The 11,666-nt window shown below is 69.1% G+C and carries 13 protein-coding genes; 9 read left to right on the plus strand and 4 right to left on the minus strand.

The genetic code is table 11. The features are described 5' to 3' along the window. Window positions 1-723 (plus strand): alpha/beta hydrolase (locus VFF46_RS22430; RefSeq protein ID WP_325039149.1); only part of this gene is annotated, 723 nt, incomplete at its 5' end. After that, on the plus strand, window positions 723-1,085 hold the full coding sequence (locus tag VFF46_RS22435) for a hypothetical protein (protein ID WP_325039150.1): 363 nt from the start codon (window positions 723-725) through the stop codon (window positions 1,083-1,085). The genes VFF46_RS22430 and VFF46_RS22435, both read left to right, overlap by 1 nt. A gap of 114 nt (window positions 1,086-1,199) precedes the next feature. On the opposite strand, the gene VFF46_RS22440 is transcribed toward VFF46_RS22435, so the two are convergent. From VFF46_RS22440 to VFF46_RS22455, 4 genes are read right to left on the minus strand one after another with little or no spacing between them, the layout of a single operon-like run. Further along, the gene (locus tag VFF46_RS22440; RefSeq protein WP_325039151.1) at window positions 1,200-1,577 is read right to left on the minus strand and encodes a VOC family protein; all 378 of its coding nucleotides are present in this window, start codon (window positions 1,575-1,577) and stop codon (window positions 1,200-1,202) included. 35 nt (window positions 1,578-1,612) lie between these two features. Then, window positions 1,613-2,227, minus strand: coding sequence for a class I SAM-dependent methyltransferase (locus VFF46_RS22445; protein ID WP_325039152.1), 615 nt, complete (start codon window positions 2,225-2,227; stop codon window positions 1,613-1,615). A 33-nt stretch (window positions 2,228-2,260) separates the two neighbouring features. After that, window positions 2,261-3,112: a fumarylacetoacetate hydrolase family protein gene (locus VFF46_RS22450; protein ID WP_325039153.1), complete on the minus strand. Its 852-nt coding sequence runs from the start codon at window positions 3,110-3,112 to the stop codon at window positions 2,261-2,263. Window positions 3,113-3,121: 9 nt separating this feature from the next. Beyond that, entirely contained in the window at window positions 3,122-3,820 is a 699-nt protein-coding gene (locus tag VFF46_RS22455) for a GntR family transcriptional regulator (protein WP_325039154.1), read from the minus strand. Between the two features lie 123 nt (window positions 3,821-3,943). Between VFF46_RS22455 and VFF46_RS22460 the strand changes: the two genes are divergently transcribed. The 7 genes from VFF46_RS22460 to VFF46_RS22490 are packed head-to-tail and all read left to right on the plus strand — an operon-like array spanning window position 3,944 to window position 11,536. Further along, window positions 3,944-5,026: a substrate-binding domain-containing protein gene (locus VFF46_RS22460; protein WP_325039155.1), complete on the plus strand. Its 1,083-nt coding sequence runs from the start codon at window positions 3,944-3,946 to the stop codon at window positions 5,024-5,026. After that, window positions 5,023-6,111 carry a mandelate racemase/muconate lactonizing enzyme family protein gene (locus VFF46_RS22465; RefSeq protein ID WP_325039156.1) on the plus strand — a complete coding sequence of 363 codons (1,089 nt, stop codon included), beginning with the start codon at window positions 5,023-5,025 and terminating at the stop codon, window positions 6,109-6,111. The genes VFF46_RS22460 and VFF46_RS22465 overlap by 4 nt, the downstream gene beginning before the upstream one ends. Continuing rightward, window positions 6,108-7,211 carry an ABC transporter permease gene (locus tag VFF46_RS22470; protein WP_325039157.1) on the plus strand — a complete coding sequence of 368 codons (1,104 nt, stop codon included), beginning with the start codon at window positions 6,108-6,110 and terminating at the stop codon, window positions 7,209-7,211. The genes VFF46_RS22465 and VFF46_RS22470 overlap by 4 nt, the downstream gene beginning before the upstream one ends. Beyond that, window positions 7,211-8,206 (plus strand): ABC transporter permease, encoded by a 996-nt coding sequence (locus VFF46_RS22475; RefSeq protein ID WP_325039158.1) that lies wholly within the window; start codon window positions 7,211-7,213, stop codon window positions 8,204-8,206. The genes VFF46_RS22470 and VFF46_RS22475 overlap by 1 nt, the downstream gene beginning before the upstream one ends. Further along, window positions 8,203-9,720, plus strand: coding sequence for a sugar ABC transporter ATP-binding protein (locus tag VFF46_RS22480; RefSeq protein WP_325039159.1), 1,518 nt, complete (start codon window positions 8,203-8,205; stop codon window positions 9,718-9,720). The genes VFF46_RS22475 and VFF46_RS22480 overlap by 4 nt, the downstream gene beginning before the upstream one ends. Then, a complete protein-coding gene (locus VFF46_RS22485; protein ID WP_325039160.1) occupies window positions 9,717-10,556 on the plus strand; it encodes an amidohydrolase family protein in 840 nt (279 codons plus the stop codon). The genes VFF46_RS22480 and VFF46_RS22485 overlap by 4 nt, the downstream gene beginning before the upstream one ends. Beyond that, window positions 10,556-11,536 carry an aminoglycoside phosphotransferase family protein gene (locus tag VFF46_RS22490; protein WP_325039161.1) on the plus strand — a complete coding sequence of 327 codons (981 nt, stop codon included), beginning with the start codon at window positions 10,556-10,558 and terminating at the stop codon, window positions 11,534-11,536. Before VFF46_RS22485 ends, VFF46_RS22490 begins: the two co-directional genes overlap by 1 nt. Window positions 11,537-11,666: the final 130 nt, after the last annotated feature.

Here is an 11,666-nt window from a genome sequence, read left to right on the forward strand (position 1 = left end):
GTGGCGCATTCGTACGGCACCGACGTGGCAGCTCAGGCGGTGATCGAGAGCGGTGCCCGGCCGACGCGGCTGGTGATGACGGGGTCGCCGGGGATCGAGAAGTACGTCGACGAGGCCGCCGACTTCGTGCGGCCGCCGACGCGACTGTTCACCGAGCGCGCGCCCGGGGACTATGTGGCGTACACCGAGTGGCACGGGCCGGATCCGGCGACGTTCCCGGACGCGATCCGCATGGCGACCGCCGACCCGCACGGCCAGGACCCGGTGTCGGTGCACTGGCACAACGAGTACTACCGGGCGAACAGCGAAGCCCTGCGCAACGTCGGCCGGGTGGTCCGCGGCGACCTGAACGCGATCACCACCACGAACACCACCCGCGGCGCGGAAACCGAACTCGCCTGGTCCGTCCCACTGAACACGGCGTCGCACCTCGCGGCGGCGGTGTACAACCAGGTGACAGGCCCCGAGCACCCGCCGGTTCAGGACGGAGCTGCGGCGTACGACGGTGTGCCGGGCGAGCACGCGCCGGGTGGGGTCGGAGCTGCGGGGTACGACGGGGTGCCGGGCGGCGAGCATGGGCCGGGTCGGGAGGGAGTTGCGGCGGCGTACGGCGGGGTCGCGGCGCCGGTCAGTCCTTCGGCGGCGTCTGCGGCGTCGGCAGTCGTGCAGGTCAAGGCGAGCGTCTCGTCCCGTGGCGAGCGGGCGGAAGGGCGGCGGCGGTGATGGGGGAGCGGGAGTTCTTGCGGAGCGAGTTGGTGGCCGTGGCGGAGGCCGTCGTACCTGGCCAGCGGCCGGTCGTCACGGGGGACCCCGGGCCGGTGAACCCCGGCGTACTGTTCGACGGTCGTGGGCCGGCCGTCGTCTCGCGGGTAACCGTGCAAACCGGTAACCCGCAGGCCCCGGACCCGGCTGCCGAGGTGGAGGCAGCGGCGGAAGCGTTGCGCGCCCGCGGGTGGACCGCAGACCTCGTACCGGAGGAGAACGGGCACTACCGGGTCACCGCCGAGCGTGACGGGTACGACGTGGCGGTGCACGCCTGGGCGACGGACTGGCGAATCACGTTCACCGGTGAGACGCCCCTCTAGTTCAACCCGACGTCACCCTCCACCGAGCCACCGCCACCCGGGACGGCTACCAGGTCACCGTCCACACTGGGACGACGACTGGCACCTGACCCTGTCGGGGGAGGCCCCGCCGCTCTAGGCGTCGGTGGTGCGCTCGGCCTCGCCGCGGAGTACGCAGAACTCGTTGCCCTCCGGATCCTGCATGACGACCCAGCCCTTGCCGTCGGCGTCGCGGCGGTCGTGGGCGACGGTGGCGCCGAGGGTGAGGAGCCAGGCGACCTCCTCGTCGCGGGTGGTTTCCGGGACCAGGTCGAGATGGGCGCGGTTCTTGACCGCCTTCTCGTCGTTGTTCTGCTCGAACAGGACCGTGATGCCGTCGGCGGGGACCGAGGCGTACGGGTCGCCGGGATGGTCGTCGTCTGGGCGCTCGGCCTTCAGGACCTGCAGCCAGAAGCCGGCCAGTTCGTAGGGGTCGTGGGCATCGAACGTCACCGTCCGCACGCGAGAAGTCATGCGCAGAGATTACGGGCGAACCGGCCGCCGGTGCCTCAGGAATTCTCCGTATTTACCCGGAAAAGCACCCGATCCGGGGGCAGCTCGACGGGGTACGGCGTGAGCCCGGCGGCGACGGCCAGCTCGGTCAGCGCGGGAACCGTCCAGCGGTGGACGTGCACATTCATCGGATGACCGCCGTACCCGGACGTCTTGTGCGTCGACTCGGTGCCGACGTGGAACCCGATCAGCAGCACGCCGCCCGGCGCCAGCACCCGGCGGAACTCGGCGAACGCGGTCGGCACCAGCTCCCGCGGCAGGTGGATGATCGACCACCACGCGATGATGCCGCCGACCGACGCGTCCGGCAGGTCCAGCGCCGTCATCGACCCGACGCGGAAGTCCAGCCCGGGATGCGCACCGCGCGCGACCTCGATCATCCCCGGCGACACGTCGACCCCGACCACGGCCAGACCACGCTCGTGCAGCCCCGCCGCGACCCGCCCAGGACCGCACCCGACGTCCAGCACGGGCAGGTCCAGCGAAGGCACGAGCCGAGCGAGGAGGTCGAGATGCTCGTCCTCCCCGGTCGCCGGCTCCTTCACCATCTCCGCGTACGAGACGGCGACGTTGTCGTACGAACTACTGATCTCGGCGAGTACGTCGTCCACGAGAAGCGACCCTAAACGGCCGCTCCGACAGAATCAGGCCTTGCCGAGGGACTGCCGCTGGCGGCCGAGGCCCTCGATCTCCAGCTCCATCGTGTCGCCGGGCGACAGGTACGGGAAGCGGCCGGACAGCGCGACGCCCTCCGGCGTACCGGTGTTCACGATGTCGCCGGGGCTGAGCACCATGTACTGCGAGAGGTCGCGGATCAGCGCCGCCACCGAGAAGATCATGTCGGCGGTGTTCGAGTCCTGCCGCGGCTCGCCGTTCACCCAGGACCTGAGCCGCAGGTTCTGTACGTCGGAGACCTCGTCGGCCGGCACCAGCGCGGGCCCGAGCGGATTGAACGTCTCGCAGCACTTGCCCTTCGACCACTGTCCGCCGGAGACCTCGATCTGGAACGTGCGCTCGGACACGTCGTTCGAGACCGTGTACCCCGCGACACAGGCGAGCGCGTCCGCGTCGGTCTCGACGTACCGCGCCTGCTTGCCGATCACGATCGCGAGCTCGACCTCCCAGTCGGTCTTCACGGAGCCGCGCGGAACGAGGACGTCGTCGTCCGGGCCGACGACCGTGTTCGGGTGCTTGAAGAACACGATCGGCTGCTTCGGCGGCTCGGCACCGCCCTCGGCCGCGTGCGCCGCGTAGTTCATGCCGATACAGACCACGGCGCCCGGGCGGGCGATCGGCGCGCCGATCCGCAGGCCCTCGGTGTCGGCCGCGGGCAGCTCGCCGGCTTCGAGCGCCGCCCGGGTCCGGGCGATCCCGTCCGCGGCCAGGAAGGCGCCGTCGATGTCGCCGGTCAGCGGGGTCAGGTCGTGAACGGTACCGTCGGCGGCGCGCACGTACGGGCGCTCCTCGCCGACAGGCCCGAGGCGGAGCAGTTCCACAGATGTCTCCTAGGAGTCCTTGTCGAACACGGGCCGCAACCGGGCGCGGGAGGCCTCGATGTGCGACCGCATCGCCGCGGCCGCCTCCTCCGCGTTGCCCTTGCGGACCGCGGTCACCACTACCTTGTGCTCTCGCAACGCCTTCGTCGCGATGCCGCCACCGTAGTACAGCCGGAACAGGTGCAGGTGGCAGTGTGTCCGCTGGAAGGACGACCGGGCCGTCTCGTTGCCCGCCAACTCCAGTACGAGGTCGTGGAACCGCTGGTCGTGCGCGGCCATCGCCCGGTAGCTCTCGTACGACGGACGATCCGGTACGTCGGTGTAGCTGAGCATCTCCGCCTTCAACCGGCCGAGGTCGTCCTCGCCCGCCCGCTCCGCGGCCCGCCCGGCCGCCCACGGCTCGATGTGCAGGCGGTACTCGAAGAGATCCTCGAACTCGTCCCGGGACAGCCGCGACGACACCCGGTACCCGCGCAGTGGCTCCTTGATCACCAGCCCGTCGGACTCCAGCCGGGCCAGCGACTCGCGGATCGGGGTCTGGGAAATGCCCAGCTCACGGGTCAGCGCGTCGATGTTCAGCCGGGTGCCCGGCTCGACGACGCTGTCCATGATCAGGCCCTTGACCGTCTCGTACACGTCGTCGCTCAGCACTTGGCGCTGCGGCAGCCGGGCGAGCTGGCCCGCCAGGCCCACGTGTGCATCAGTCACTGTCGCTCCTCCCGGGGATCCCGAACTGCCCGACCTCATCGTTACCTCGACGAGTCTTGACGGCTCCAGTGTGAAGGGGCAGCATCGGATTCGCAATATCCTATAGGATCTGGAGCCCGCCCCATGAACCTTACCCTTCGCAGGACAGCGCTCTGCCTGGCCGCGATCGCCCTCGCCGCCGGCTGTACGACGAAGAGCGCCGACAAGACCGGATCCACCGGCGGCGGCAGCGGATCGACGTCGACGTCGTCCGGGCCGGTCACGCTCAAGGACGGCTCGCAGGTCAAGCTGGCCCTGATCCCGGGCGGCGCGCATCCGTACTTCCAGCCCTGGAAGACCACCGCGGACCGGGACAAGACCGAGTTCAAGCTCGGCGCGGTCACCTTCAACGAGACCGGCGAGTGGGACCAGGGCAAGCAGAACAACGTGATCAACTCGCTGGCCGCGCAGGGGTACAACGCGTTCGGCATCTTCGGGGTGTCGCCGACCGACATCAACTCGACCTTCGAGGACCTGAAGGCCAAGGGCTTCGCGGTCGGGTCGCTGGCGTCCTGTCCGGCCGGCAACACCGACTCGGCCGACTTCTGCCTGTCCACGGACGTCGAGACCGCGGCCTACAAGGCGGCCAAGGCAACCATCGCGGCCATCGGCGGCCACGGCACGATCGTGCACCTGACCGGCAACAACGTGGACTCGAACACCCAGCGCCGGATCGCGGGCGTGAAGAAGGCGGTCGCCGAGACGAACGGCAAGGTCACCGAACTGCCGGTGATCACCGACATCGACAAGGACCTGTCCACCGCGCAGAAGGCGGTCGCGGACCTGCTCGCCGCGCAGGGCACCAAGATCAACGGCATCGTCACCACGGCGTACAACCCGGCCGTCGCCGCGGCCGACGGTGTGGCCGGCAGCAAGCTTCCGATCAAGGTGGTGGCGATCGACGACGACGCGAAGATCCTGGCCGGCATCAAGTCCGGCGGGGTCGCGGCCACCGTCACGCAGAACCCGGTCGGTCAGGCGTACGTCGGCGGCTGGCTGCTCGCGCTGCTGCAGTCGAAGCAGTGCACGATGAAGGATCCCGGCGTGATCGTGGACTCCGGGTCGTTCGTCGTCACCAAGGCCAACGTCGACACGTACGACCAGGAGCGGCAGGCGAAGACCAAGGAGCTCCAGACTGAGTTCGTCAAGCACTTGAGCTGCCAGTGAGCACGATCACGAAGGCAGCCGCGTACCTGGTCGATCTTGAGGTCGAGACGGTTCGTACTGACGCCGTGCAGGCGTTCTTGAAGCAGGAGACCGTCTTCGTCGCTCTGTCGACATCAGACGGCCTGAGCGGACTCGGGTACGCCTACACGATCGGCACTGGTGGGACCTCAGTCCTCGCCTTGCTGCGGGACCATCTTCTCCCTCGGCTGGTAGGAAAGGACGCACGGAACGTCGAAGAGCTGTGGTCGGACCTGTTCTGGTCGACCCACGCGACCTCTGTCGGGGCTATCACCTCCCTTGCGCTGGCAGCCGTGGATACCGCGCTCTGGGATCTCCGCTGCCTCCGTGCCGATGAGCCGCTGTGGCGGCTGGCTGGTGGCTACCGGCAACAGGTTCCGCTGTACGACACAGAAGGCGGCTGGTTGCACCTCTCGACGGATGAGCTGGTTGCCGGCGCGTTGGCATCGCAGAAGGCCGGCTGGCCGGGTGTGAAGCTCAAGGTCGGCAAGCCGCGCGTACACGAGGACGTAGAGCGGCTGCGCGCCGTACGGGATGCCGTGGGGCCGGCGCTGGACATCATGGTCGACGCGAACCAGTCCATGACCTACCCCGAGGCTCGTCGTCGTGCCGCGGCGTTCGAGGCGGTGGACCTCTCGTGGTTCGAGGAGCCGTTGCCGGCCGACGACGTGACCGGCCATGTCCAGCTGGCCTCGTCGACGTCGATCCCGGTCGCGGTCGGGGAATCGCTGTACTCCGTGTCGCAGTTCCGGGAGTACCTCGTCGCCGGGGCGGCCGGGATCGTCCAGGTGGACGTGGCCCGGGTCGGCGGCATCACCCCGTGGCTGAAGGTCGCGCATCTCGCGGAGGCGTTCAACCTCGAGGTGTGCCCGCACTTCCTGATGGAGTTGCACGTCAGCCTGACGGCCGCGGTACCGAACGGGCGGTACGTCGAGCACATCCCGCAGTTGCGGGCGATCACGCGATCGGAGATGGCTGTGGTCGACGGGCACGCGGTGGCGCCTGACGTACCCGGTCTGGGCATCGACTGGGACCCGGACGCCATCGACGATCGGCGCGTCGGATGAGCGTCTCCACCACCGCCACCGAGGCGCTGCAGGAGGACGGGCCCGCGGCCGAGGTACGTCGTACACCGTGGTGGGCCAACCAGCGGATCGGGCTGCTGATCCTGGTGGTGCTGCTGTCCGCGCTGTTCGGCGTACTGCGGCCGGCGTTCTTCAACCAGCAACTGGTGATCTTCCCGCTGCTGCGCGACGTCGCGATGTTCACCGTGGTCGGGCTGGCGCAGCTGTGCGTGCTGTCGATCGGGCACATGAACCTGGCGGTCGGGCGGATGGCCGCGTTCTCGATGATGATCACCGGCATCTCGTACGACCTGTGGCATTTCACGCTGTACTCCGGTCTGCTGGTCGGGCTCGTCGCCGGTACGGCGATCGGCGCGCTGGCGGGATGGGTGATCGCGCGCACCGGGGTGAACTCGTTCGTGGTGACTTTGGCACTGGACTTCCTGCTGCTGGGGTTGATCCCGCTGGTGTACACCGCGCTGACGGACAACGCGGCGTTCGTCACGAAGCCGCCGGGGATGCGGGAGCTGCGGAACTACTCGCTGGCGGACATCTGCATCGGGAACGTCTGCGGGTCACCGGCGATCCCCCAGCTGGCGGTCTTCGCGGTGGTCGCGATGGCGGTCGTCGGGTGGATCTTCGCGCGGACGCGGCTCGGGCGGGAGCTGCTGATGACCGGTTCGTCGGTCCGTGCGGCCGAGCTGTCCGGCATCCCGACGGCGCGCCGGGTGATCGTCGCGCATGCGATGTCCGGGTGCCTGGCCGCGCTGGCCGGGTTCATGCTCGCGGTCTCCACCGGGTCGATCAAGGCCACGATCGGCGAGGAGTTCATGCTGCCGTCGTTCCTCGGACCGATCCTCGGCGGGACCTTGCTGGCCGGCGGGTTCGTCTCCATCTGGGGGACGCTGCTCGGCACGGCCCTCACGACCGTCATCCGCAAAGGCCTCGACCTGCTCGGGGTCGGGCTCGAAAGCCTGAACATCTACCTCGGTCTGATCCTCCTGCTCGCGCTGTCCACCGACCGCGTCAGAACCGTGCTGTCGGAGCGGCAGTCCGTCGTGCCGACCCGCCGCCGCCCCCGTGCTCCGGAAGGAGACCGCTGATGAGCCGCTTCGTCCGTTCCACCGAGATGACGTTGCTCGCCATCTGTGTGGTGTTCTTCGTGTTCCTGGTGATCGCGTCACACGGAGAGCTGCTGTCGGCGAACTCCTTGCGGGTGCTGTTGCAGTTCCTGGCCGTTCCGGTACTGATCGGGCTGGCGCAGATGGTGGTGCTCGCGGTGGGGCAGCTCAACCTCGCCGTCGGCGCGATCGGCGGATTCGCCGCCGCCGCGACGGCCGTGCTGATGGCCGACCACGGCGTACCGGCGCCGCTCGCGCTGCTGATCGGCTTCCTGCTGGCCGCCGTCGCCGGCCTGGTGAACGGCGTGCTCGTCGTGCTCACCCGGATCAACGGTTTCATCGTCACGCTGGCGACGATGACGGTCCTGACCGGCGTGCAGTACCGGATCGTCGGCACCCGCACCGTCGACGCCTATCCTCAGGCGCTGAAGGACTTCGGTGCCGCCGCTCTGTTCGGCGTTCTCCCGTGGATCTTCGTCGTCGCGCTGATCGTCGCGGGGGCGCTGTCCGTCCTGCTCCGCCGTACCGTACCCGGCCGGCAACTTCTCGCCTCCGGCGGAAACCCGATCGCCGCGCGGCTGTCCGGGATCTCCAACGACCGCTCGGTGATCGTCGCGCACACGCTTTCCGGCGCCGTTCTCGGTGTCGCCGCGATCCTCACCGTCGCGTCCTCGCCGGGCGTGAACAAGAGCATCGGCGGCGACTGGTTGCTACCGTCGTTCGCCGCCCCGATCATCGGCGGTGCGCTGCTGACCGGCGGATCGGCCGTCGTCCTCGGCACTGTGCTCGCCGCGTTCATCGTGCGCTTCGTCGACACCGCGCGGGCCGAGTTCTCCCTCGAGCCGTCGTGGGTGAACTTCGTCGTCGGTGCGGTCGTCCTCGGCTCCGTCGTCCTGGGACAGCTTCGGAGCCGCCGGCAACAACGCCGTACGGTCGTCAAACCACCCGACGCGGTGGTCGCGGGAGGCGTGTCATGACGTTGTTCCGGGCGGAGCAGGTGGTCAAGGTGTTTCCCGGCGTCCGAGCGCTGGACCGCGTCGATCTCGCGCTCGAGGCCGGCTCGGTGCACGCGCTGCTCGGCGAGAACGGCGCCGGGAAGTCGACCCTGATCAAGGTCGTCACCGGTTTGTACCGCCCGGACGGCGGCCGCCTGCTGCTCGACGGCCGCGAGGTGTCGTTCGGCTCGCCGCACGAGTCCGCCGCGGCCGGCATCGGCGTCGTCCACCAGGAACGCAACCTGATCCCCGGGTTCACCGTCGGCGAGAACATCCTGCTGCAGAAGCTCCCGACGTCCCGCGGCCTCGTCGACCGGACGGCCATTCGCGCGGAGGCCGGCCGCTGGCTCGCCGAACTCGAGCTCGACATCGACCCGGACCGGCCGGTCACCGAGTTGTCCGTGGCACAGGCGCAACTCGTCGAGATCGCCAAGGCGCTGTCCGTGGAGAGCCGCGTGCTGCTTCTCGACGAGCCGACCGCGTCGATCACGCCGAACGAGGCGGCGCTGCTGTTCCGCGTCGTGGACAAGCTGAAGAACGACGGGCGCGCGGTGCTGTTCGTGAGTCACAAGCTGGAGGAGGTCTTCCAGATCTGCGACACGGTGACCGTACTGCGGGACGGCGCGTCCGTGCTGTCCGGAGGCGCGCTCGCCGACCTCACCCGGGACCAGGTCGTCGACCTTATGGTTGGCCGTACCCACGAAGCGTTGTCGTTGCCGCCGCGCGCCGTCGACGCCACGGCCGGTCCGGTGCTGGAGTTGCGCGGTGTGAGTACGGCGACCGGGCACGCCGACGTGGATCTCGCCGTCCGGCCGGGGGAGATCGTCGGGCTGTACGGCCTGGTCGGTGCCGGGCGGAGTGAACTGGCTAAGGCGCTGCTCGGGCTGGACCGGATCACCGCCGGCGAGGTGCGCGTGCGGGGGAAGGCCGTCCGGATCCGGAACGTGCGGGACGCCCTGCATAACCACCGGATCGGATACGTCACGGAGAACCGCAAGGAGGAAGGCGTCTTCCTCGAGCAGCCGGTCAGCCGGAACATCGCGGTCACGATCTGGGACCGGCTGCGGAAGGCGCTCGGGTACGTGCCGGCGAAGGCCGAGGCCGCGACCGTCGCGACGTACGTCGAACAGCTCGGCATCCGGATCGCCTCACCCGCGCAGTACGCCGGTACGCTGTCGGGCGGGAACCAGCAGAAGGTCTCGCTGGCGAAGTGGCTCGCCGCCCAGACGGAGATCCTGATCATCGACGAGCCGACGGTGGGGATCGACGTACGGACCAAGGACGCGTTCCACACTCTGATCTGGGATCTCGCGTCGAACGGGCTGGCGATCCTGCTGATCACCTCCGACCTGCCGGAGATGGTCACCCTCGCCGACCGGGTCGTGGTGATGCGCGACCACGCCGTACAGGGTGAACTGCCGAACGACCACGACTACGACCGGATGAGCCAGCAAGTCATCCGGCTGATCCACGCCGAGGGGACCACCGCCGCATGAGTAGAGTCGACGCGCATCACCACGTCTGGGACCTGACCGTCCGGGAGCAGACCTGGATGGTCGGGCCGGAGCTGGACCCGATCCGGCGGAACTTCTCGATCGACGACCTGGCGCCGCTCGCCGCGGCCGCCGACGTCAGCGCGACGGTGCTGGTGCAGACGGTCGGCCTGGTCGAGGAGACGGTCGAGTTCCTGGAGATTGCCGCAGGCAACGACCTGGTGGCCGGCGTGGTCGGCTGGGTGGACCTCACCGCACCCGACGTCGCCGACACGCTGGCGTCGCTGCAGGCTCGCCCGGACGGCTCGTACCTGAAGGGGATCCGCCACCAGGTCCACGACGAACCGGATGTCGACTGGCTGCTGCGGCCCGACGTACAACGTGGTCTGAAGGCCGTCGCCGACGCCGGCCTGGCCTACGACCTGCTCACCAGGACCCCGCATCTCCCGGCCGCGCTCCAGACCGCCCGCGAGCTTCCGGGACTCACCTTCGTCGTCGACCACATCTCCAAACCGGTCATCGGCGAACCCCTCACCGACTGGGCCACCCAACTCCAGGCCCTGGCCGCCCTCCCCAACACCACCTGCAAACTCTCGGGCATGGTCACCGAGGCCTCCTGGACCACCTGGAAACCCTCCGACCTCCAGCCGTACGCCGACGTCGTCCTTCAGGCCTTCGGCTCCGACCGCACCATGTTCGGCTCCGACTGGCCCGTCTGCCTCCTCGCCGCCACCTACGCCCAGGTCGTCGAAACCGCCGAAACCCTCACCGCCCACCTCACCCCCACCGAACGCAACGCCGTCTTCACCACCACCGCCACCCACACCTACCAACTGTGATGCGACTGCAGACCGTCGAACGAGCCTCGGACGCGTTTCAGCAGTCGTTGACGACTACGGAGATCGAGGCGATCTGCCGTCGTGCGTTCGGCGTACACGCTCGACCGACGGAGGCGGTGGAGCTGGGGTACGGGGGATACAACAGCGTTTATCGGGTGGAGTTGGAGAACGGGCCGGTGATTCTGCGGGTGGCGCCGGGGGAGGCGGATCAGTTCGGGTCCGAGCGGCATCTGATGCGGAACGAGTACGCCGGCGTGCCCTGGCTCGCGGTGATCGCGCCGCTGATGCCGCGGATCCTCGCGGTGGACTGGTCGCACGACCTCGTCGACCGGGACTGGATGATCCAGACCTGCCTCCCCGGCCTGCCCGCGCCCGAGCACCTCGGCCACTACCCACGATCCGGCCGTACGACGTTCTTCCGCCAGCTCGGCGCGATAACCCGCAGCGTGCACGACATCCAAGGCCCGTACTTCGGCCGCCCGACCGGGCCGCCATACCCGACCTGGAGCGCCGTCGTGATCGCATCGCTCGAACAGATCGCCGACGACCTGGAGCAAGCCGGGCTCGACGCGTCCGACGTACGAACCGCCGCCACCCTCGCCACCCGCGACCGCGCGATCCTCGACGAGATCCGCGAACCACGAATGCTGTCCGGCGACCTGTGGACCGTCAACTGCCTGCTCGACGCCGAAGCCCCCGAGCCGCTGATCTCCGGCGTACTCGACTTCGACCGCACCGAATTCGGCGACCCCGCAGCCGACTGGACAATCCGCATGGCCCAAGCCAAACCCGACGAACGCAAAGCCTTCTGGGACTCGTACGGCCCCCTGAACCGCTCCCCAGCAGCAACCCACCGAGCCCACCTCTACGAAACCCGCCACCTAGCCACCATCCGCCTGGAACGCCACCGCCTAACCAAACCCGCCCCAATCCACGAAACCTACGCCTCCATGGCAAAGGTCCTCACCGCCCTCGGCTGAGCGGTCGGCTCAGGTCCGGCGGCCGGTGCGGGCAGCGAAGTCGTCGAGCGCGGTGATGACATCGCGGGCGATCCACGCGCGGTCGCGTCGGCCGGTGGAGATCTGCTTCAGAACCTGTACATCGACGAGC

Source organism: Kribbella sp. (assembly GCF_035655035.1).
Classification (GTDB): domain Bacteria; phylum Actinomycetota; class Actinomycetes; order Propionibacteriales; family Kribbellaceae; genus Kribbella.

Coding starts and splice junctions, on each gene's coding strand:
- VFF46_RS22435 (WP_325039150.1), top strand. CDS start 723: ATGGGGGAGCGGGAGTTCTTGCGGAGCGAGTTGGTGGCCGTGGCGGAG.
- VFF46_RS22440 (WP_325039151.1), bottom strand. CDS start 1,577: ATGACTTCTCGCGTGCGGACGGTGACGTTCGATGCCCACGACCCCTAC.
- VFF46_RS22460 (WP_325039155.1), top strand. CDS start 3,944: ATGAACCTTACCCTTCGCAGGACAGCGCTCTGCCTGGCCGCGATCGCC.
- VFF46_RS22470 (WP_325039157.1), top strand. CDS start 6,108: ATGAGCGTCTCCACCACCGCCACCGAGGCGCTGCAGGAGGACGGGCCC.
- VFF46_RS22475 (WP_325039158.1), top strand. CDS start 7,211: ATGAGCCGCTTCGTCCGTTCCACCGAGATGACGTTGCTCGCCATCTGT.
- VFF46_RS22480 (WP_325039159.1), top strand. CDS start 8,203: ATGACGTTGTTCCGGGCGGAGCAGGTGGTCAAGGTGTTTCCCGGCGTC.
- VFF46_RS22485 (WP_325039160.1), top strand. CDS start 9,717: ATGAGTAGAGTCGACGCGCATCACCACGTCTGGGACCTGACCGTCCGG.
- VFF46_RS22490 (WP_325039161.1), top strand. CDS start 10,556: ATGCGACTGCAGACCGTCGAACGAGCCTCGGACGCGTTTCAGCAGTCG.